The 21,967-nt window shown below is 72.9% G+C and carries 14 protein-coding genes; 6 read left to right on the forward strand and 8 right to left on the reverse strand.

The features are described from left to right. Positions 1–63: 63 nt before the first annotated feature. From OG580_RS04305 to OG580_RS04325, 5 genes are all read right to left on the reverse strand, one after another. Positions 64–2,094, reverse strand: a complete 2,031-nt coding sequence (locus OG580_RS04305) for a prolyl oligopeptidase family protein (RefSeq protein WP_267042301.1) — start codon at positions 2,092–2,094, stop codon at positions 64–66. Between the two features lie 4 nt (positions 2,095–2,098). Then, a complete protein-coding gene (locus OG580_RS04310) occupies positions 2,099–2,647 on the reverse strand; it encodes an FABP family protein (RefSeq protein WP_267042302.1) in 549 nt (182 codons plus the stop codon). A gap of 102 nt (positions 2,648–2,749) precedes the next feature. Further along, the gene (locus tag OG580_RS04315; RefSeq protein ID WP_267042303.1) at positions 2,750–4,816 is read right to left on the reverse strand and encodes an iron ABC transporter permease; all 2,067 of its coding nucleotides are present in this window, start codon (positions 4,814–4,816) and stop codon (positions 2,750–2,752) included. Between the two features lie 4 nt (positions 4,817–4,820). Further along, positions 4,821–5,798: an iron-siderophore ABC transporter substrate-binding protein gene (locus tag OG580_RS04320; RefSeq protein ID WP_267042304.1), complete on the reverse strand. Its 978-nt coding sequence runs from the start codon at positions 5,796–5,798 to the stop codon at positions 4,821–4,823. After that, positions 5,795–6,655: an ABC transporter ATP-binding protein gene (locus tag OG580_RS04325; RefSeq protein WP_267042305.1), complete on the reverse strand. Its 861-nt coding sequence runs from the start codon at positions 6,653–6,655 to the stop codon at positions 5,795–5,797. Before OG580_RS04325 ends, OG580_RS04320 begins: the two co-directional genes overlap by 4 nt. A gap of 268 nt (positions 6,656–6,923) precedes the next feature. Here OG580_RS04325 and OG580_RS04330 point away from each other — a divergent pair, with 268 nt between their 5' ends. After that, positions 6,924–7,994, forward strand: a complete 1,071-nt coding sequence (locus OG580_RS04330; RefSeq protein WP_267047890.1) for an NAD(P)-binding domain-containing protein — start codon at positions 6,924–6,926, stop codon at positions 7,992–7,994. 22 nt (positions 7,995–8,016) lie between these two features. Here OG580_RS04330 and mltG read toward each other — a convergent pair whose 3' ends face one another. Continuing rightward, on the reverse strand, positions 8,017–8,913 hold the full coding sequence (gene mltG, locus OG580_RS04335) for an endolytic transglycosylase MltG (RefSeq protein ID WP_267042306.1): 897 nt from the start codon (positions 8,911–8,913) through the stop codon (positions 8,017–8,019). 289 nt (positions 8,914–9,202) lie between these two features. Then, entirely contained in the window at positions 9,203–11,071 is a 1,869-nt protein-coding gene (locus tag OG580_RS04340) for an ABC transporter ATP-binding protein (RefSeq protein WP_267042307.1), read from the reverse strand. A gap of 204 nt (positions 11,072–11,275) precedes the next feature. Here OG580_RS04340 and OG580_RS04345 point away from each other — a divergent pair, with 204 nt between their 5' ends. The 3 genes from OG580_RS04345 (at position 11,276) to OG580_RS04355 (ending at position 16,405) form a co-directional block, all read left to right on the forward strand. Then, positions 11,276–11,764 (forward strand): MarR family winged helix-turn-helix transcriptional regulator, encoded by a 489-nt coding sequence (locus OG580_RS04345; RefSeq protein WP_267047891.1) that lies wholly within the window; start codon positions 11,276–11,278, stop codon positions 11,762–11,764. 39 nt (positions 11,765–11,803) lie between these two features. Then, positions 11,804–14,728, forward strand: a complete 2,925-nt coding sequence (locus OG580_RS04350; RefSeq protein ID WP_267042308.1) for an FAD-binding and (Fe-S)-binding domain-containing protein — start codon at positions 11,804–11,806, stop codon at positions 14,726–14,728. Between the two features lie 240 nt (positions 14,729–14,968). Further along, a complete protein-coding gene (locus OG580_RS04355; RefSeq protein ID WP_267042309.1) occupies positions 14,969–16,405 on the forward strand; it encodes a Gfo/Idh/MocA family protein in 1,437 nt (478 codons plus the stop codon). A gap of 138 nt (positions 16,406–16,543) precedes the next feature. On the opposite strand, the gene OG580_RS04360 is transcribed toward OG580_RS04355, so the two are convergent. After that, positions 16,544–18,160 carry a peptide-N4-asparagine amidase gene (locus OG580_RS04360; RefSeq protein WP_267042310.1) on the reverse strand — a complete coding sequence of 539 codons (1,617 nt, stop codon included), beginning with the start codon at positions 18,158–18,160 and terminating at the stop codon, positions 16,544–16,546. 207 nt (positions 18,161–18,367) lie between these two features. On the opposite strand from OG580_RS04360, the gene OG580_RS04365 reads away from it, so the two are divergent. Then, positions 18,368–20,188: an ABC transporter ATP-binding protein gene (locus OG580_RS04365; protein ID WP_267042311.1), complete on the forward strand. Its 1,821-nt coding sequence runs from the start codon at positions 18,368–18,370 to the stop codon at positions 20,186–20,188. Continuing rightward, on the forward strand, positions 20,185–21,966 hold the full coding sequence (locus OG580_RS04370; protein WP_267042312.1) for an ABC transporter ATP-binding protein: 1,782 nt from the start codon (positions 20,185–20,187) through the stop codon (positions 21,964–21,966). The genes OG580_RS04365 and OG580_RS04370 overlap by 4 nt, the downstream gene beginning before the upstream one ends. Position 21,967 lies beyond the last annotated feature (1 nt).

The following is a 21,967-nucleotide window of genomic DNA, read 5'->3' on the forward strand; positions in this document are numbered from 1 at the left end:
CCGGGCCCGACCACCGTGGCGCCGGGCCCGATCAGCATGGCGCCGGGTCGGCGTGGCGCCCGGTCAGTGTGACGGGCCCGCGAGCCGCTGCCACAGGAAGGTGTGCACGAGGGCGCTGTTGTGGGCTGCCTGTTCGTTGTCGCCGGCGCCCGCGTGGCCGCCGCCGGTGTTCTCGTGGAACAGGACCGGATGCCCGAGCTCCCGCAGCCGTGCCGCCGTCTTGCGGGCGTGCCCGGGGTGGACGCGGTCGTCGCGGGTCGAGGTCATCAGGAGCACCGGCGGGTAGACCACGTCGGCCGCGAGCCGGTGGTACGGGGAGATCTCCCGGAGGTGCGGCAGGTCGGCCTCGTCGTCCGGGTCCCCGTACTCGGCGATCCAGGACGCGCCCGCGAGGAGCTTGTGGAAGCGGGTCATGTCGAGGAGCGGCACCTGGGCGACGATCGCGCCGAACAGGCCGGGGTACCGGGTGAGCATCGCGCCCATGAGCAGGCCGCCGTTGCTGCCGCCCGAGGCGCCGAGCATGGCGGGGGTGGTGACGCCCCGCGCGACGAGGTCCTCGGCGACGGCCGCGAAGTCCTCGAAGGCGCGCGGCCGGTCCGCGCCCAGCGCGGCCTGGTGCCAGTCCGGTCCGTACTCGCCGCCGCCGCGGATGTTCGCGAGCACGTACGTGCCGCCGCGCTCCAGCCACGCCCGGCCCGTCACGGACGTGTAGTACGGGGTGAGGGAGACCTCGAAGCCGCCGTAGCCGTAGAGCAGGGTGGGCCCGGGACCGGTGACGGCGTGGTCGGGTCCGATGACGAAGTACGGCACGCGGGTCCCGTCGAGGGAGGTCGCGAAGTGCTGCCGCACCGTGAGCCCTGCCGCGTCGAAGCGGTCCGGTGCCTGCTTGAGGAGTTCCGTGTCGGCGCCGATCCGCCCGTGGTACAGGGTGGAGGGCTGCAGGAATCCCGATACGTCGAGGAAGTACTCGTCGGAGACGTCGGGGTCGGTGTCGACGACGCTGACGGCGGACAACTCCGGTACGCCGACGAGGGGTTCGCGGGTCCAGCCGCCGTCGGGGGCGGGGGTGAGGATCTCGATGCGGGTGCTGACGTCGTGCATCGTCTCCAGGATCAGGTGGTGACGGGTCCACGCGTGCCCGGCGAGGGCGGTCCGCTCGTCCGGGGTGAACAGCACCTCGGGGGTGCGGTCGCCCGCCAGGAAGGCGTCGAAGGCGAAGGCGAGGAGCGAACCCGTCGGCTGACCGAGCCAGTCGGACTTCAGGGTGACGATCAGATGCCCGCGGTGGGCGTAGGCGACGGCGTCCTCGGGCACGTCGATCCTGACGAGCGTGGAGTCGGGCCGCAGGAGGTGCGTCTCGCTGCGGAAGAAGTCGAGGGAGCGGCCCACGAAGTCCCGCTCGAAGCCGGGCGTGGTGTCGCGGTATCCCCAGGCCGACACGTCCTCCTGCTCGGCCTCGAAGACGAGCTCGGCCTCCTCCAGCGGTGTGGACCGCCGCCACCTGCGGACCTGCCGCGGATAGCCGGAGTCGGTCAGCGAGCCGGGGCCGGTGTCCGTCCCGACGAAGACGGTGTCGGCGTCGATCCAGCCGATCCGGGTCTTCGCCTCCTCCACGTGGAAGCCGTCCTCGACGAACGCGCGGTCCGCGAGGTCGAACTCGCGGACCACCACGGCGTCCCCGCCGTCGCGCGACAGCCGCACCAGCGCCCGGTCGTGCTCGGGGCGGCGGACCCGCGCCCCGTCCCAGACCCACTTCTCGCCCTCGGCGGCGGCGAGCGCGTCGACGTCGAGGAGGACCTCCCACTCCGGGGCGTCCTTGCGGTACTGCTCCAGGGTGGTGCGCCGCCACACCCCCCGCACGTGCTCGGCGTCGCGCCAGAAGTTGTAGAGGTGGGCGCCGCGGCGGACGGTGTACGGAATCCGGTCCGCGGCGTCCATCACCTCGCGGACGCGCTCCTTGAGCGGCGCGAAGGCGGGGTCGGCGACGAGGACGTCGGCCGTCTCGGCGTTCCGCTCGGCCACCCAGGCGAGCGCGGCCTCGCCGGACACCTCTTCCAGCCACAGGTACGGATCGTCGTCGCTCACACGCTGCATGGACTCAGTTCCCGTTCTCGCGTCGGAGGCTCGCCGAAAGGTGGTGCTGCAGCGCCTGGCCGACCGCCGCGAGGTCATGGCGGAAGTCGAGCGTGCCGTCGTCCGCCAGGGTGTAGCGGCGACGGCTGCCGGTCACCTCCTTGGCGGTGGGGGTGAGCGCCACCTGATGGGTGGCGAGGTCGATCCCGCCGTCCGCCGCGCCGCCGACCAGGATCTCCGCGATCCCGGTGGGCTGGGTGATCAGCGCCTCGATCCGCCCCTCGGGCTGCAGCCGCCACCAGCCGCTCTCCCGGGCGGCGGGCCGCAGCGGGGTCCCGTCGGCGTCGATCAGCCAGGCGCGGGCCTCGTAGTGGAGGAACGGGCGCCCGTCGTGGCTGAAGGTGACCTCCTGCTCGTACGTGAACTCCTCGGCGAGCGTCGGGTACGTACCGCGGCCCCGGCCTGTCCAGGTGCCCAGGAGCCCGGTGACCGGCGCGAGCAGCGCGTGCGGCGCGGGCGCCGCGTCCGCCCGGAGGGCATCGGGGTACGGGTGCTTCCGGTCGCGGTCGAACATGAGGTGCGCTCCTGGGTCGGGGCCTGTGCCGGATGGCAGCTTAGGTCGTCGACCCGTCGGCCGCGGCGTCCCCTGCCGCGACGGCCCGATCCCTCCCCGCCCCTATCCCCGGCTGCGTATCAGCAGGTAGAGGAAGTACGGGGTGCCGATCACCGCGGTCATGAGGCCGGCGCCGAGCTGGGCCGGGGCGATCACCGTGCGGCCCACGAGGTCGGCGGTGCACACGAGGACGGCGCCGAGGAGCACCGCGACCGGGACGACCCGGGCGTGTCGGCGGCCCACCAGGGCGCGGGCCGCGTGCGGTGCCACGAGTCCCACGAAGCCGATCGTTCCCGCGGCGGCCACGGCGGTGGCGCTGAGCAGGACGGCGAGGGCGAGGAAGCCGAGGCGTGCGCGTCCCAGGCCGAGTCCCAGGAGGCGCGGGGTGTCCTCGTCGAGCGAGACGAGGTCGAGTTCGGCGCGCCGGGCGACGGCGACGGCCACGCCCACGGCGAGGACGGCGGCGAGGGGGGCCACGTCGGGCAGCGTGCGTCCGTAGGTGGAACCCGACAGCCAGGTGAGGGCCTTCGTCGCGTTGAACGGGTCGGTGAGGATGATCAGGAGGCTGATCAGGGCGGCCGCGCCGGTGGCGACGCCGAAGCCGACGAGGACGAGCCGGTTCTGCCGGAAACCGCCCCGCGCGGCCAGTCCGAAGACGAGGACGGAGCTGACGGCGGCGCCGACGAACGCCGCGCCCGCCATGCCCCACCCGCCGGCCAGGGGCACGGTCGTCACGAGGAGGACGGCCCCGAGCGCGGCGCCGCCGGAGACGCCCAGGATGCCGGGTTCGGCGAGCGGGTTGCGGGTGACGGCCTGGACGAGGGTGCCGGCCAGGGCGAGGGCCCCGCCCGCGAACAGGGCGGCGAGGACGCGGGGCACCCGGGTGTCGAGCACGAAGGTGACGGTCCGGCCGGCCTGCCCCTGGGCCCAGTTCGCGACATCGCCGAGGAGCAGCTTGCTGTCGCCGAGGAGGACGCCGGCGAGGGTGACGCCGACGGCGACGGCCACCAGGACGGCGGTGGTGGTGAGGAAGCGGGTCCTGCTCCTGATGCGGAGCCGCTCGGCGGCGGTGGCTCCGGCCGTGTCCCGTACGCGGGTGGCCATGGCGATCAGGAAGACGGCGCCGACGAGGCTGGTGACGACGCCGGTCGGCACGGCGACGGCGATGTCCGCCGGGACGACGGCCCGCAGGAGGACGTCGGAGCCGAGGACCAGGGCTGCGCCGGTGAGACCGGCGACGGGCAGGAAGCCGCGCGACCTGGTGAAACCGCGGAACCTGCGGGCGAGGGGCCGGACGAGCGCGGGGGCGCACAGGCCGACGAAGCCGATGGGTCCTGCGAGGGTGACGGCCGCCGTGGAGAGCAGGGCGGCGAGGACGACGGCGATGACCCGGGTGGCGCGGACGGGCACGCCGAGACCGCGCGCGGCGTCGTCCCCGAGGGCGAGGGCGTCGACCCGGCGGGCGAGGAGGAGCAGTCCGGCGAGGCCGAGGACGGCGATCGGGGCCATCTGGAGGACGCCGTCGAAGCCGTTCTGGGCGATGCTGCCCTGGTTCCACTGGTAGAGGCCCTCGGTCTGCCGGGGGAACAGCAGGAGCAGGCCTTCGGTGACGGCGGTGAGGCCGAGGGTGAGGGCGCTGCCCGCGAGGACGAGCCGGACCGTTCCGGCGCCGAGGCCCGAGAGCGCGAGGACGACGGCGGCCGCCGCGAGACCGCCGGCGAACGCGATGGCGGAGGAGGCGAACAGCGGCAGCGAGAGGCCGAAGGCGGCGGTGAGGCCGAGCGCGAGGTAGGAGCCCGCGTTGACGGCGAGGGTGTCGGGCGAGGCGAGGACGTTGCGGCTGACAGCCTGGAGGGCGGCGCCCGCGATGCCGAGGACGGCGCCGACCAGGAGGCCGGCGGTCATCCTCGGCAGGCGGGAGGCGATGACGACGGACGCGTCGGCCGGATCGGCCCGGCCCGTGAGCGCCTTCCACACCTCGGGGGCGCCGACCGCCGCCGTGCCCTGGGTGATGTCCACGAGCGCGAGGGCGACGACGAGGAGGACCAGGGCGGCCGTCACCGGCGCCGCGCCCGTCCGGGACGTGGCCGCCTGCGGACGGGTGGCGGGGGTGGTTGCGGTGACGGCCATGGTGTTACTTCGTCAGGGCGGTGACGACGGAGTCGACGTACTGCGTCATCGACTCGGGGCCGCCGAACATCCAGATGCCGTCGGGCAGCCGGTGCACGTTGCCCTTCTTGACGAACGGCAGGGACGTCCAGACCTTGTCCTTGGCGAGAACACCGGTGAACGGCGTGCTGCCGGCGTCGCCGTCGTTGCCGACGTAGGCGAACTGCACGTCACCGAGCGTGGTGAGGCCTTCGACGTCGGTGGTGCCGAGGCCGTAGGCCGGGTCGCCCTTGACGGTCCAGGCGTTCTTCAGGCCGAGCTTCTCGTTGACCGCACCGATCAGCGAGCCGCTGGTGTAGGGGCGGATCGAGACCTGGTTGGACATCACGTAGCCGTCGGCGAAGGCGTACCGCGTCCCGGCGAGACCGGCGTCGGCGAGCTTCTTCCTGCCCTCGTCGAGCTTCGCCTGGAACTGCTTCTTCAGCTCCTCGGACTTCTGCGTGGTGCCGGTCGCCTTGGCGATGGCGTCGAGGTCCGCGTTCATCCGGCCGATCGGGTCGGCGGCGTCGGCGGCCTTCAGCGTCAGGACCGGGGCGACCTTGCGCAGCTGCTTCACGGCGGCCGGCGGCAGGTCGGTGGTGGCGACGATGAGGTCGGGCTTCAGGGCGGCGACGGTCTCCACGCTCGGCTCTCCGCGCGTGCCGATGTCCTTGGGCTCGTTCGTGAGCGGGACGGCGGTGTCCCAGGTCTTGTAGCCCTTGACGTCGGCGACGCCCACCGGGTCGACACCGAGCGAGATCAGGCTCTCGACGACGTTCCACTCGGTCCCGACGACCTTCTTGGCGGGGCCGGCGAGCTCGACCTTCTCACCCGTGGAGTCGGTGAGGGTGATGGGCTCGGCGGACTTCTTGGCGTCGTCGGCGGCGGGCTCGGTGGTGCCGCAGGCCGTGAGGGCCAGCGCCGCGGAGGTCGCGATCGCCGTGGTGAGGAGGAGGCGCTTCATGAGGTGGCGCTGAGCCTTTCGCTTCGCGAGTGGTGCCGGCCGATCGCGCGGGTGCGCAGCCGTCCGGACAGGGGATCGGTGTCCACGTCGATGCGGATGCCGTACGTGTCGGTCAGCCGCTCGGGAGTCAGTACGTCCTCGGGGTCGCCGTCCGCGACGACCCGTCCCGCGTCGAGCAGGACGATCCGGTCGGCGACGGCCGCGGCCTGGTCGAGGTCGTGGAGGACGGCGCCGACGGCGATGCCGTGGTCGTCCGCCAGATCGCGTATGAGGTCGAGGAGTTCGACCTGGTAGCGGAGGTCGAGGTAGGTCGTGGGTTCGTCGAGCAGCAGGACGCCCGTCTGCTGCGCGAGGCAGCCGGCGAGCCAGACGCGCTGGAGCTGGCCCCCGGAGAGGTGCTCGGCGCCGCGTTCGGCGAGTTCCGTGACGCCGGTCATGGCGAGCGCGCGGTCCACCGCGGCCCCGCCGCCGGGATCGGCCTTGCCCCAGCGTCCCCGGTACGGGTAGCGGCCGAACTCGACCACGTCCCGGACGGTGAGCCCGCTGGGGGTGGGCCGTCCCTGGGTGAGCAGGGCGACGTGGCGCGAGAACTCACGGGGGCTCAGCGCGAGGCCGTCGGTGTCGCCGTCGAGGACGAGCGTGGCGGTCCTCGGCTGCTGGAGCCGCGCGATGGTGCGCAGCAGCGTCGACTTGCCGCTGCCGTTCGGGCCGACCAGGACGGTCACTTCGCCGGGGCGCAGTGTCAAGGAGGCGTCATGGACGACGTCGACGCCTTCGTATGCCACGGTGACACCCGTGGCCGAGAGTTCATGACCACGGGGGCCCGAGGCCGCGGAGGTCTGTTCACCTGCTTGCACGCCACGAAGGTTAGCCTAACCTTACTCAAGGGGGAAAGGGGGCCCCTCTGTGATCCACAAGACTCATTTCGGCCAAGGACACAGGGCCACCCCTCAAGGCATGGCGGCCTTCTGACGCCTCGCCGGCGGCGCGGACGCGCTCCGGGATCCCACCCGCCTCCACCACCCCCCGCCGCCCCCCGCCTCGCCCGGGAAGATCCCCACCCCCTCCCCTGTTAGTAGAACCGTGAACGATTTCGAGGTGGGTGCGGTCGCGGAGGTCAGGGCGATGGACGTCGTCGTCATCGGCGCCGGGCAGGCGGGCCTCTCGGCCGCCTTCCACCTGCGGCGCGCCGGACTGGAGCCGGACCGGGACTTCGTCGTCCTCGACCACGCCCCGCGAGCGGGTGGCGCCTGGCAGTTCCGGTGGCCCTCCCTCACGTACGGCAAGGTCCACGGCATGCACGCGCTGCCCGGCCTGGAGCTGACCGGCGCCGACCCGGCGCGCGCCTCCTCGGAGGTGATCGGCGCGTACTTCGACACGTACGAGCAGACCTTCGACCTGCGCGTCCACCGGCCCGTCGACGTCACCGCCGTCCGGGAGGGCGAGGGTGGGCGGCTGCGGGTGGAGACCTCCGAGGGCGCGTACGCGACACGCGCCCTGATCAACGCGACCGGCACCTGGGACCGCCCCTTCTGGCCGCGGTACCAGGGGCAGGAGACCTTCCGGGGGCGCCAGCTCCACACCGCCGGCTACCCGGGCCCGGAGGAGTTCGCGGGGAAGCGGGTGATCGTCGTCGGCGGCGGGGCCTCCGGGACCCAGCACCTCATGGAGATCGCCGAGGTCGCCGCGGGGACGACCTGGGTGACCCGGCGCGAGCCCGTCTACCGCGAGGGGCCGTTCGGCGAGGCGGAGGGCCGCGCGGCCGTGGCGCTCGTCGAGGAGCGGGTCCGGCTCGGGCTGCCCCCGCAGAGCGTGGTCTCGGTCACCGGACTCCCGCTCAACGACGCGATCCGCGCGGCGCGCGAGAAGGGCGTCCTGGACCGGCTGCCGATGTTCGACCGGATCACCCCGACCGGGGTGGCCTGGGACGACGGGCGGACCGTCGACGCCGACGTGATCCTGTGGGCGACCGGCTTCCGTGCCGCCATCGACCATCTGACACCGCTGCGACTTCGGGAGCCGGGCGGCGGCATCCGGGTGGAGGGCACGCGCGCGGCCCGGGACAAGCGCGTCCACCTCGTCGGCTACGGCCCCTCGGCCTCGACGATCGGCGCCAACCGGGCCGGCCGCGCGGCCGTCTCCGACATCCGTCGCCTGCTGGACCGCGAACCGGCGGCCGTCCCGGCGACGGCCTGAAGGCCGGGGCGTCGGTTCGCCCTCAGCCCGTCCGTTCCGCACGCCGGTTCGCGTTGAACTCCGCCACGTTCTCCTGGTGCAGCGCGTAGTCCGCCGTGAAACGGGTGTCCCCCGGGGACACGGTGACGAAGTACAGCCAGTCCCCGTCCGCAGGGCGGATCACCGCGTCCACCGCCTGGTCCCCCGGGTTCCCGATGGGCGTCGGCGGCAGGCCCTTGCGCTCGTACGTGTTGTACGGGCTGGCGATCCCGGTGTCCGCGAGGGTCGTGTCGACGGTGCTGCGGCCCAGCGCGTAGTTCAGGGTCGAGTCCATCTGCAGGGCCATGCCCCGGTCGAGCCGGTTGTGCACGACCCGGGCGACCTTCGCCATGTCCTCGGGGCTGTCCGCCTCGGCCTGCACGATGCTGGCCGCGATCACCGCCTCGTACACGCTCATCCCGTGCGCCCGCGCGCCCTCGGCGATCCGCTCCGTGCCGAACCGCTTGACCGCGGTGTCCACCATGTAGCGGAGGAGCCCCTCCGGGGTGGTGGCGGCGAGGATCGGATACGTGGCGGGGAAGAGGTAGCCCTCCGGGTTGCCGTCGGCCGCGGCGGGCAGGGCGAGGGCGGCGCCCGGAGCGGTCGCGGCCTTTCGCACGGTCCCCTCGGGCAGGCCGAGCGCCCGGTCGACGGCCGTGTAGACCTGCGCGGCCCGACGGCCTTCCGGGATGAGGAGGGTACGGGGTTGTTCGACGACGGGTTCGTCGCCCGGCGGCAGCAGGAGCGGGACGGTGATCGCGGCGGTCACCGCGACGACCGCTCCGAGCAGGAGCGCAAGGCGGCCGCGCCGGGTGAGCCGGGAGCGGCGGGGAGGCCGGGGAAGAGAGGGGCGGCGGGGGCGGTGTGGGGGTGCGTACGGTGACGGCTGCCGGTACGTCATGGCGGCACGCTAACCCGGCCCGTACGGGATTCCGGGGAGCCCCGCGCACACGGCGGCGCCGCCGGCCCCCTGGGACGGGGAACCGACGGCGCCGGGCACGGCGATCGTCAGACGAGCCAACCCAGGAAGTGGAAGAGGCCGGCGAGCAGATCGGTGATGACGTTCATGGTGGTACTTCTCCTCGTACAGATACATCAGTGGGACGGTGCGGTCGCGGTCTGCAGCCCGTCGCTCGCACTCCGTAATCTTCCGATGCCGTACGGGAGTTGGGCAACGATTCCCGGCACGATCACACGTTCTGGGGAACAACCGATCCCACGTTCGCCTGTTCGCCTTCGGCGGCGCCCGTCACGGCGGCCCGGGCGTCCCGGCGGACCAGGGCCGCGTACCGCCCGTCCCGCGCCAGAAGCTCCTCGTGCGTCCCGCGCTCGGCGATCCGCCCGGCCTCCAGGACGACGATCTGGTCGGCGTCACGGACGGTGGAGAGCCGGTGGGCGATGGTGATGGTGGTGCGGCCGGCCGACAGGGCGTCGATGGCCTGCTGCACCGCGTGCTCCGTCCGCGTGTCGAGCGCGCTGGTCGCCTCGTCGAGGATGAGCACGGGCGGGTCGCGCAGGATCGTCCGCGCGATGGCCAGCCGCTGCTTCTCGCCGCCCGAGAAGCGGTAGCCGCGCTCGCCGACCAGGGTGTCGTAGCCGTCGGGCAGCGAGGCGATGTGGTCGTGGATCTGGGCGGCGCGCGCGGCGGCCTCGATCTCCTCGCCGGTGGCGTCCGGCTTGGCGAAGCGCAGGTTGTCGGCGACGGAGGCATGGAAGAGGTACGTCTCCTGGGAGACGACCCCGACCGCGCGGGCGAGGGTGTCGAAGTCGAGGTCGCGCACGTCGACGCCGTCGAGGGCGACCCGGCCGCCGGTGACGTCGTACAGCCGGGGCACCAGGTAGCTGAGCGTGGACTTCCCGGAACCGGTGGGGCCGACGACGGCCAGGCTGCCGCCGGCGGGGACGGTCACGTCGATCCCGTCGAGGGTCGCGCGGCCCGGCCCCTCGGGGTCGTAACGGAAGTCGACCTTCTCGAAGGTCACCTCGCCGCGCACCTTCGCGAGCCGGACGGGCTCGGCGGGCTCGGTGATGTCGACGGGCAGGTCCAGGTATTCGAAGATGCGCTGGAAGAGGGCGAGCGAGGTCTGTATCTGCACGCCGGTGGAGAGCAGGCTCACGGCGGGCCGGAAGAGGCCCTGCTGGAGCGAGACGAAGGCGACGAGCGTGCCGAGCGAGATCGTGGAACCGCCCGACTGGAGCGAGATGCCGGCGGCCCAGTAGATCAGGGCGGGCATCGCGGCCATGACGATGCCGATGGTGGACATGCGCCACCGTCCGGCCATGGAGGAGCGCACTTCGAGGTCGACGAGGCGCTCGGACTCCTCGGCGAAGGACTTGGTCAGGGAGTCGGCGCGGCCCATGGTGCGGCCGAGCAGGATGCCGCTGACCGAGAGCGACTCGGTGACGGTCGCCGCCATGGCGGCCATCTGCTTCTGGCGCTGGGTGGTGATCGCCTTGCGCTCGCGGCCGACGCGGCGGCTGATCCAGACGAAGACGGGCAGCAGGAGCAGGGAGACGAGGGTGAGCCGCCAGTCGAGCGCGAGCATGGCGACGACGGTGGCCACGACGGCGGTGAGGTTGGAGACGAGGGAGGTGGCCGTGGAGGTCACGGTCGCCTGCATCCCGCCGATGTCGTTGGCGATGCGGGACTGGACCTCGCCGGTGCGCGTGCGCGTGAAGAAGGCGAGCGGCATCCGCTGGAGCTGCTCGTAGACCCCGGTGCGCAGGTCGTGCATGACGCGCTGGCCGACGGTGGTGGAGATCAGGGTCTGGAGCACGCCGAAGACGCTGGTCAGCACGGCGGTGGCGATCATGCCGAGGGCGAGCAGGCTGAGCAGCCCCGTCCGGCCCTGCGGGATCGCGGTGTCCAGGATCTCCTTGAGCAGGAACGGCGAGGCGACCGAGACCAGCGAGGCGGCGCCGACCAGAAGGCCGACGAGCACGAGGCGGGCACGGTAGGGGCGGAAGAGCCGCAGGATGCGCCGCAGCTGCGCGGGCTCCTTGGGCTTCGCGGAGTCGCGGGGCGGGGGCGTCCAGTCGGACTGGTCGTGGGGGCGCATGGGCTCCTTCGGGAGTTCGGTGGTCGATACGGACCCTAGCTCATTGTTACCTATACTCACAATGAACATGGTCCTGATATTGTTCCCGGCATGAGCACCCCCGACCGCTTGAGCACCTCCGCCCGCCCGAGCGGCATCGACCGACCGAGCGACACCGACCGCCCAGGCGACACCGACCGGCCGAGCGACAGCCGCCCGAGCGGCATCGACCGACCGAGTGACACCGCTCGGCCGAGCGGCATCGACCGCCTCAGCGCCTCCGACGCCGACGGGCTCCTCGCCGAGCAGCTGCTGCGGCTCACCCGGCGCCTGCACCGCATCCAGAAGCGCCACCTGGAGCCGATCGGCATCACCCCGGCGCAGTCACGGCTCCTGCGCACGGTCGCGCACTTCGGGGAGCCGCCCCGGATGGCCGATCTCGCGGCCCGGCTCGAAGTCGTCCCGAGAGCCGTGACCAGTCTCGTCGACGGCCTGGAGGCGAGCGACCGGGTGCGCCGGGTCCCCGATCCGAGCAACCGCCGCGTGGTGCGGATCGAGCTCACCGACGCGGGGCGCGCCACGCTGCGGGAGCTGCGGAGCGCGCGCCGGGCGGCCGCAGAGGACATCCTTGCTCCATTGACCGTCGACCAGCGCGAGGTGCTCGGAGGTCTGCTGTCCGCCCTGGTCGACCGTGGCCCGGAGAGCGGCTGCTGACCTCCCGCGCACGGGGCCGCGCCGAAGGGGAGCCGTGACATGCCGCTGCTTGAGCCGAACCCGCAGGCCCTTCGTCCGGGTACGGACCGGACTCCGGCGCCGGACCGGGTTCCGGAGCTGCAGGCACGGGGTACTCCGAGGCGGTTGAGGGAGGAGCTGGCGGAGCTCCTGGGCGCGGAGAAGGTCCTGTCGCACGTCTCGGATCTGGTCCGGTACGCCTCCGACGCGAGCCCGTACCGGTTCGTGCCGCAGGTGGTGGTGGTCGCCGAGGACATCGACGACATCTCGGCCGTGATGTCGTACGCGCACGGCAAGGGCCGCGAGGTGGTGTTCCGGGCGGCCGGGACCAGCTTGAACGGGCAGGCGCAGGGCGAGGACATCCTGGTCGACGTGCGCCGGCACTGGGCGGGGGTGGAGGTCCTGGACGGAGGCGCCCGGGCCCGGATCCGTCCGGGTACCACCGTCCTGCGGGCGAACGCGGCACTCGCCCCGCTCGGACGGGTGCTGGGGCCGGATCCGGCGAGTGCGATCGCCTGCACGCTGGGCGGGGTGGTCGCGAACAACGCGTCGGGGATGACGGCGGGGACCACCCGGAACTCGTACCGGACGCTGGCCTCGCTCACCTTCGTGCTGCCGTCAGGGACGGTGGTCGACACGGCCGACCCGGCAGCGGACGAGGAGCTGGCGCGCGCCGAGCCGAAGCTGTGCGAGGGGCTCATGGCGCTCAAGGCCGAGATCGAGGCGGACGCCGGACTCACGGCCCGGATCCGGGCCAAGTACACGATCAAGAACACCAACGGCTACCGGCTCGACGCCTTCCTGGACGGGGCCACCCCCGTCCGGATCCTGCGGGGTCTGATGGTGGGCTCGGAGGGCACGTTCGGTTTCATCGCCGAGACCGTCTTCGACACCCTCCCGCTGGACCGGAACGTGTCGACGGCCCTGCTCTTCTTCCCCTCCCTCCCCGCCGCCGCGGCCGCTGTCCCGCTCTTCAACGAGGCCGGGGCCCTGGCAGTGGAGCTGATGGACGGCAACACCCTGCGCGCCTCGGTCAGCGTGGCAGGGGTGCCGGCCGACTGGGCGGAGCTGCCGAAGGAGACGGCGGCGCTCCTGGTCGAGTTCAGGGCGCCCGACGAGGCCGGGCAGATCGCGTACGAGAGGGCGGCGGCCCGGGTCATGCAGGGGCTGGAGCTGGTCGCCCCGGTGGCTTCGGTGGACAACGCGTTCACCCGCGACCAGAGGACGATCCACGGGTACTGGAAGGCGCGGAAGGCGTTCGTGACGGCCGTCGGGGGCTCACGCCCTTCGGGGACGACGCTGATCACGGAGGACTTCGCGGTGCCGCCGGACCGGCTCGCCGAGGCCTGCGCCGAACTGCTCGACCTCCAGGCCCGGCACGGCTTCGACGCGGCGGTGGCCGGTCACGCGGCCCACGGCAACCTCCATTTCCTCCTCGCGTTCGACGCCGCCGACCCGGCTGATGTCGAGCGGTACGCCGCCTTCATGGACGAGTTCTGCAAACTGACCGTGGAGCGCTTCGACGGCTCGCTGAAGGCCGAGCACGCCACCGGCCGCAACATCGCCCCCTTCCTCGAACTGGAGTGGGGCACGCAGGCGACCGAGCTGATGTGGCGGACCAAGGAAGTCATCGACCCCGACGGGATCCTGGCTCCCCGGATCGTCCTCGACCGCGACCCCCAGGCCCACCTGCGTGGCCTGAAGACGATCCCCAGGGTCGAACGGATCGCGGACCCGTGCATCGAGTGCGGCTTCTGCGAACCCACCTGCCCCAGCCAGGACCTGACGACCACTCCACGTCAGCGGATCGTCCTGCGCCGCGAGATGATGCGCCAGCCCGACGGCTCCCCCGTCGAGGCCCGCCTCCTGGAGGCCTACGGCTACGACGCCGTCGACACCTGCGCCGGCGACTCCACCTGCAAACTCGCCTGCCCCGTCGGCATCGACACCGGCGCCCTCATGAAGGACTTCCGCCACCAGCGGCACTCGCCCCGCGAGGAGCGGATCGCCGCCCTGACCGCGAAGAACTTCCGCGCCGTCGAAGCCTCCGCACGCCTCGCCGTCGCCGCCGCCGACAAGATCGGCGACCGGGTCCTGGCGAAGGTCACCGGCGCGGCCCGCAAGGCCGTCCGCCCCGACCTCGTACCCGACTGGCTGCCGGAGATCCCCGGCGCCGCAGCACGCCGCCTGCCCCGCACCCACCGTCCCGCCGCCGTCGCCGTCTACTACCCCGCCTGCGTCAACCGCATCTTCGGCGGGCCCGAGGGCCATCGCGGCCCCTCCCTGCCGGAAGCCGTCGTCGCCCTGTCGGCCCGCGCCGGGAAGCCGGTGTGGATCCCCGACGACGTGGCCGGAACCTGCTGCGCCACGATCTGGCACTCCAAGGGGTACGAACAGGGCAACGAGATCATGGCCAACCGGATCGTCGAAGCCGCCTGGGGATGGACCGCCGGCGGGAAACTCCCCCTCGTCGTCGACGCCTCCTCCTGCACCCTCGGCATCGCCCACGACGTCGTCCCCTACCTCACCGACGACAACCGCGAGCTGCACGCCGAACTCACCGTCCTCGACTCCCTCGTCTGGGCCGCCGACCACCTCCTCCCCCGCCTCGACGTACGCCGCCGGATCGCCTCCGCCGTCGTCCACCCCACCTGCTCCATGCGCCACCTCGGCGACGAAGAACACCTGACCACCCTCGCCGAGGCCTGCGCCGACGAGGTCGTCGTCCCCGCCGACGCCGGCTGCTGCGCCTTCGCCGGCGACCGGGGCATGCTGCATCCGGAGCTGACGGCCTCCGCCACCGCCCGCGAGGCGGCCGAGGTCACCGCCCGCCCCTTCGACGCCCACCTCTCCGCCAACCGCATGTGCGAGATCGGCATGGACCGCGCCACGGGCCGCACCTACCAGTCCGTCCTCCTCACCCTGGAACACGCCACCCGCCCCTGACCCCTCGTCAGTCCCCGGCGGGACCTGCGGAAGAGGTGCCTCACCCCGCACGGTGAGGGGTCCTTCGTATGTTCGGGTGACGGTCGGAGTTCGGTACGGCTCGACGCGAGAGACGGAACAGTAAAGTCCGACTACCCGTCACGAGAGTCCTATCGGCGCCCTTGCGCACCGTCGGTCACCGGGGCCAGGGTCCTGTGCGGGATTCATGAAACAGCCGTGCACACAGCTCCTGGAGGTTCCATGAACGAGCAGGCACCGCACACCCCGAGCCGGCGGAAGGTCCTCAAGACCACCGCCGGAGCGGCCGGGGCGGGGCTCGGCATCGCCGCCGGTGCGCAGCCCGCCCACGCCACCACCGAATCCGTCCACGCCGCCGCCGTCGAATCCGCCCCCACCACGACGCCCGAGACCGCCGCCGCCCCCAGGCGTCGCGGGGCGACCATGGCCGGGGTCCCCTTCGACGGCCGTTCCACCGTCCGCGTCGGGATCGTCGGCCTCGGCAACCGGGGCAACGCCATGATCGGCCTCTTCCTCGCGCTCCCCTGGGTGCGGGTGGTGGCCGTCTGCGACCCGGTACGCGAGAAGACCGAGCGGGCCGCCGCGAAGGTCGTCGCCGCCGGGCAGCCGGCCCCCGCCGTGTACACCAACGGCGAGGACGACCACGAGAACCTCTGCGCCCGCACCGACCTCGACTTCGTCTACGTGGCCACCCCCTGGGACCGCCACTTCGCGATGGCCCGGGCCGCGATGCTGAACGGCAAGCACGTCGGCGTCGAGTGTCCGGTCGCGATGCGGCTCGAGGACCTGTGGGAGCTCGTCGACCTCTCCGAGCAGACCCGCCGCCACTGCATGCAGCTGGAGAACTGCTGCTACGGGCGGAACGAGATGCGGGTCCTGCGCATGGCGCACGCCGGCAAGTTCGGCCAGTTGCTGCACGGAGCGGGGGCGTACAACCACGACCTTCGCGGCCTGATGTTCTCGCCGACGTACTACGAGGGGCCCTGGCGGCGGCTGTGGCACACCCAGCTGCGGGGCGACCTCTACCCCAACCACGGTTTCGGTCCCGTCGCCAACTACATGGACGTCAACCGGGGCGACCGGGTGGTGAGCATCAGCAGCTTCGGCACCCCGGCGCTCGGTCTGGCCGAGTACCGGGCGGCGAACATGCCGCCCGGCGACCCGAGCTGGAAGGAGACGTACATCGAGAGCGACCGGACGATCAGCATGGTCCAGACGGCCAAGGGGCGGCTGATCCGCCTGGAGCACGACGTCTCCAGCCCGCACCCGTACAGCAGGATCAACAGCCTGGGCGGGACGAAGGGCGTGTTCGAGGACTTCCCGGCCCGGATCTACCTGGAGCCGGACCACACCAACGACCAGTGGGCCGACTTCTCGTCCTACGCCGCCGAGTTCGACCACTGGCTCTGGAAGGAGCACGCCGATCCGCCCGGCGGCCACGGCGGCATGGACTACATCATGATCTACCGGCTGATGCAGTGCATGAAGCTGGGTCTGGTGCCGGACTTCGACGTGTACGACGCCGCGACCTGGACGGCTCCGGTCCCGCTGAGCCACGCCTCGATGAAGGCGAACGGCGCGCCGCAGGAGATCCCGGACTTCACGCGCGGCGAGTGGCGCAAGGCACGCGCGGGCGTGGACTCGTTCAAACCCGCCTGAGAAGCCCGCCCGACAAGCCGATCCGACGAGCCGATCCGACGAGCCCGTCCGACGAGCCGGTCGTACGCGCCGGTTCGACGAGCCCGTCCCCCTACGCCGGCGCCCGGCCCCCGAGCGGGGCCGGGCGCCGGCGTCGGTTCAGCAGCGGCGCAGATCCCGCGTGAGGGTGCCCTGAACCGTCGTCAGCGTCCGGTCGTAGCAGCCGTCCGAGCCGTACAGCCGGTACCGCTCGGTCGTCGTTCCGACCGCGTGACGCTGGTCGCGCGGGACACCGGTGGTGTAGGTCGCGTCCCCGCTGTACGTGTTGTCGAGAACCGACCAGGACAGGCGTCGGCCGTCCCGTACGACGACGGTGTCGGCGCGGTCCCCGAGGGTGAGGACCGTCCGCAGCCGGTCGCCCGCGCCGACCGTCGTCTCGCCGTCCATGGTGTAGGCGCGGTGGACGCGGGTGACGGTGCGGCCGGTGGTCACGGTCTCGTCGTCCGTCCAGCGGGCGGTGAGGGCGTCGGGGTTCTCGTCGTCGCCCCAGCGGTGGACGGAGGTGTGGCCGACGGTCCTGCTGACCGTGGTGTCGACCCGGCCGTGGGAGGTGTCGAGGTGCCCGGCGACGGTGAGCCGGTGTCCGGCCTCGGTGTCGACGTGCTGCGGGGTGCTCCCGGAGACCGGGGTGTACACGGAGGAGTTGCGCGGGGCGCTCTCCTCGTGCCGGTCGAGCGCGCCGGTGACGACCCGGCTGCCCTCGTCCTGCCAGAGCAGCACGTTGGTGGGGGTGGACCAGCCCGCGAGACCGGCCGGGACCCCGGCGACCGTGACCTGCACCGCGTGGGGGCGGCCGTCGTTCAGGAGGGCGGCGAAGGGGGTGAGGTCGTAGACGACCGGCCGGACGTCGAAGGCGCGGGGGCCGGGGGTGACGTACCAGAGGAAGGGGTTGGACCAGCCGCCGGTCCAGACCGTGGGGAAGGGGGCCGCGATGCCCGCGAGCCGGCCGTCCACGGAGACCTGGACCTCCCGGTGGGGACCCTCGGCGGCCCGGCAGGAGTAGGGGGCGGGGTCGGGGACGGAGAGGTACCAGTACTCCTCGCAGCCGCCGCCGGAGCCGGTGGCGTACACCTCGGCGAGGACCCGTTCGGTGTTGCGCGGGGTGGTGAGGGTGGAGCCGGTGAGGGGGATCACCCGGTCGGGTGTGCCCTCGGCGGGCTTCACGCGGCCCTCGGCGGTGTGGAAGGTGAGGGTGACCCGGACGTCGAGGACGCCGGTGTACGTCTCGTTCACGACATTGCCGATGAGCATCTCGACCGGCTGCGGGCGGCTGAGGGTGTCGCGATAGCGGGTGACGTCCTTCTCGACCGACCAGGTGATGCCGTCGGGTGAGGGCTGGGGCGTCGAGGTGCGGAGGATCTCCACGCCGCCGACGGTGAGGTGGCCGAGCCGGTCGTACTGGCGGCCCTTCACGCTCCCTTCGAGGCGGAGGACGACCTTGTTCCAGCGGGTGCCGCACTCCTTCGGCGGGGTGTAGACGCCCTGGTACGGGGTGAAGTCGCGGAACTGCGCGGCGGCGAGGGTGACCTCGCAGCTGCGGGTGCCGGGGGTCGTGACGGGCGGGGCGGCGGTGACCGGGTCGTGCCAGTCGCTGGTGAACTCGGCCGGGGGTGCAGGGGTGTCCGCTCCCTCGGCGGCGGCCGGTTGCGCGGTGATCAGCGCCCCGGCGGCCAGGACCAGACCGCTGATCATGCTCATGATCTTGAGTGATCTCATGGGGCGGAAGTGAAGCGTGGTCACCTGTGCGCGGTCCAGAGGACGATGAGCGGACATGGCGCGATCTGTTCCCTCATGGGGAAAATCGATTGCCCCGCCCAGGGGAAAAAGCGAACCTTGCACGGTTTCCCCCTCGCCGTCGAACAGACGCAACCGCGCACCACCGGCGCGCGATCCACCAGACAGACCCGGAGACCCTGGGACGCCATGCAGATTCGAGATCTTCCCTACGCCGACCCAGGGGTCCCCGATGTACGGTCGGGCACCCGGTTCCTCCTCTGGCTCGGCCGCAACCAGCTCGGCGGGCAGGTGAAGGCCCTCCTGTGGGGGCTTCTCCTCCAGCTGGGCATCGCCGCGCTGCCGCTCGGTGTCGGCGTCGCCGTCCAGGCGGTCGTGGACCACGACGGCGGGCGGCTCGCCCTCGCCGGGGGCCTGCTCGTGGCCTTCGGGCTCGCGATCGCCGCCGGCGACACGATGATGCACCGCACCGCGGTCACCAACTGGATCACCGCCGCCGCCCGGGTCCAGCAGCTGCTCTCCCGCAAGACCGCCGAGCTGGGCTCCGTGCTCACCCGGCGGGTCGCCGCGGGCGAGGTCGTCGCGGTCTCCACGGGCGACGTCGAGAAGATCGGCTGGTTCGTCGAGGCGCTGTCCCGGTTCGCCGCGGCCGCCGTCTCCCTGCTGATCGTCTGCGTGGCGCTCGTCCTCTACCAGCCCGCCCTCGGCATCGTCGTCGCCCTCGGCGTCCCCGTCCTCGCCCTCGCCGTGCTGCCGCTCCTCCCCCGCGCCACGCGCCGGGCGGACGTCCAGCGCGAGAAGGCCGGCAAGGCCACGGAGCTGGCCTCCGACACCGTCGCCGGACTCCGCGTCCTGCGCGGCATCGGCGGCGAGGAGCTGTTCCTCGACCGCTACCGCGCCGCCTCCCAGGAGGTCCGCAGGGCGGCCGTGCACAGCGCGCGCATGTGGGCGCTGATCGCCGCGATCCAGGTCGTGCTGCCCGGCGTCCTGCTCATCGTCGTCGTGGCGTACGGGGCGCGGCTCGCGCTCGACGGCCGGATCACGGTCGGCGAGCTCGTCACCGTCTACGGCGCGGTGGCCCTCACCCATCATCCGATGCGGAACTTCGAGGAGATCGCCATGGCCTTCTCCTTCTCCCGGCCGTCCGCGAAGCGGGCCGCCAGGGTCCTCTCGCTGAACCGCACGACGTCCACCACCGACGCCGTCGAGGGCGAGGAGCGCAAGGCGACCGGCGATCTGTACGACCCGCTGACCGGGCTGCTCGCCCCGGCAGGCCGGTTCACCGCCGTCGTCTGCGGCGACCCGGACATGGCCGGACGGCTCGCGGACCGGCTCGGCGGCCACCCGGCCGAACAGGACCTCGTGGAACAGGCCCACACCTCGGTCCTGCTCGGCGGGGTCCCGCTGGACGAGCTGCCGCTGGAGGCGGCCCGGACGGCCGTCCTCGTGCAGGACAAGGACCCGGTGCTGCTCTCGGGCACGCTCCGGGAGCTCCTCGACGTGCCCTCCTCGGGAGCGGTCCGTGCCGCGGACGCGCTCGAAGCAGCCCAGTGCGGCGACGTCCTCGACGCGCTCGCGCAGGCCTCCGTCGACGCGGACGGCGACCCGATGCGGACGCGGATCACCGAGCGGGGCCGGTCGCTCTCCGGCGGCCAGCGCCAGCGGCTCGCGCTCGCCCGCTCGCTGGTGACCGACCCCGAGGTGCTCGTCCTGGACGAGCCCACCTCGGCGGTCGACTCCCACACCGAGTCCCGGGTGGCCGACGGGATCGCCCGGCTGCGCGCGGGCGGCACCACCGTGGTGCTCGCCTCCTCGCCGCTGCTCCTGGACCGCGCCGACCGGGTGGTCCTGATCCACGAGGGCCAGGCGGTCGCCGTCGGCACGCACCGCGAACTGCTCGCCGGCGAGCCCCGCTACCGCGCGGTCGTCACCCGTGAGACGGACGAGGAGCTCGCCGCGGCGAGCGACCCCCTCCGTGAACTCGAAGCACTGGAAGGGGAATCGGCATGATCGGCGTCGCGCCACCGGAGTACGACCCGGCGGCTCCCAAGACGGCGACGACGCTGCCCGTCGCGGGCAGCGCGACCGTACGGAGCTACGTGCGGGAACTCCTGCGCCGCCACCGCAGGGCGTTCGCGCTGCTCATCGGGGTGAACGCGGTCGCCGTCATCGCCTCGATGGCCGGCCCGTACCTCCTCGGCTCGGTGGTGGACGAGCTGGCCTCCGGGGCCCGTGACCTCCATCTGGAGCGCACGGTCGCCCTGTTCGCGGTCGCCCTCCTCGTCCAGACGGTCTTCGTGCGGCTCGTCCGGCTGCGCGGGGCGATGCTCGGTGAGGAGATGCTCGCCGATCTGCGCGAGGACTTCCTCGTCCGCTCCGTGGGCCTGCCGCCCGGCGTCCTCGAACGGGCCGGGACGGGCGACCTGCTCTCCCGTATCACCACGGACGTCGACCGGCTCGCCAACGCGATGCGCGAGGCCGTGCCGCAGCTGGCCATCGGCGTCGTCTGGGTGGGGCTGCTGCTCGGCGGACTCGCGGTGACCGCGCCGCCGCTCGCGCTCGCGGCGCTGCTCGCCGCCCCGGTGCTCATCGTGGGCTGCCGCTGGTACTTCAAGCGGGCCCCGTCCGCGTACCGCTCGGAGTCCGCGGGGTACGCGGCGGTGGCCGCGGCCCTGGCGGAGACGGTCGACGCGGGCCGGACGGTGGAGTCGCACCGCCTGGGCTCGCGGCGCATCGCCCTCTCCGACCGGCGCATCACCGAGTGGGTGGCGTGGGAGAGGTACACGCTCTTCCTGCGCTCGGTGCTCTTCCCCGTCGTCACGCTCACGCACACGACGGTGCTGTGCGGCGTCCTCCTCCTCGGCGGGGTCTTCGTCTTCCAGGGATGGATCGACGTGGGCCAGCTGACGACGGGCGCGCTGCTCGCGCAGATGCTGGTGGAGCCGATCGGAATCGTGCTCCGCTGGTACGACGAGCTGCAGGTCGCGCAGGTCTCGCTGGGCCGGCTCGTCGGCGTCCGGGACATCGAGCCGGACGCGGGTGACCAGGAGGTACGGCCCGAGGGGCGGGCCGTCCGGGCCGACGAGGTCCGGTTCGGCTACCGCGAGGGCGTCGACGTGCTGCACGAGGTGTCCCTCAAGGTGGCACCGGGCACCCGGCTCGCCCTGGTGGGCCCGTCGGGTGCGGGCAAGTCCACGCTCGGCCGGCTGCTCGCGGGCATCTACGCCCCGAGGACGGGCTCGGTGACCCTCGGCGCCGCCGAGCTGGCGCGGATGCCCGCCGAGCGGGTCCGCGAGCACGTGGCCCTGGTCAACCAGGAGCACCACGTCTTCGTCGGCTCGCTGCGGGACAACCTGCTGCTCGCCCGGACCGGTGCCGCCGACACCGAGCTGTGGGAGGCGCTGGAGGCGGTGGACGCCGACAGCTGGGCCCGGGGCCTCGACGAGGGCCTGGACACGGAGGTCGGCTCGGGCGGCCGTTCGCTCACCCCGGCGCAGGCCCAGCAGGTCGCGCTGGCCCGGCTCGTCCTCGCGGACCCGCACACGCTGGTCCTGGACGAGGCGACCTCGCTGCTCGACCCGCGGGCGGCCCGGCACCTGGAGCGGTCCCTCGCCCGGGTCCTCGACGGGCGTACGGTCGTGGCGATCGCGCACCGGCTGCACACCGCGCACGACGCCGATCTGATCGCGGTCGTCGAGGCCGGCCGGATCAGCGAGCTCGGCAGCCACGACGAGCTGGTCTCGGCGGACGGGGCGTACGCGGCACTGTGGAGGTCCTGGCACGGCTGAC

It is taken from the genome of Streptomyces sp. NBC_00094 (assembly GCF_026343125.1).
Classification (GTDB): Bacteria; Actinomycetota; Actinomycetes; order Streptomycetales; family Streptomycetaceae; genus Streptomyces.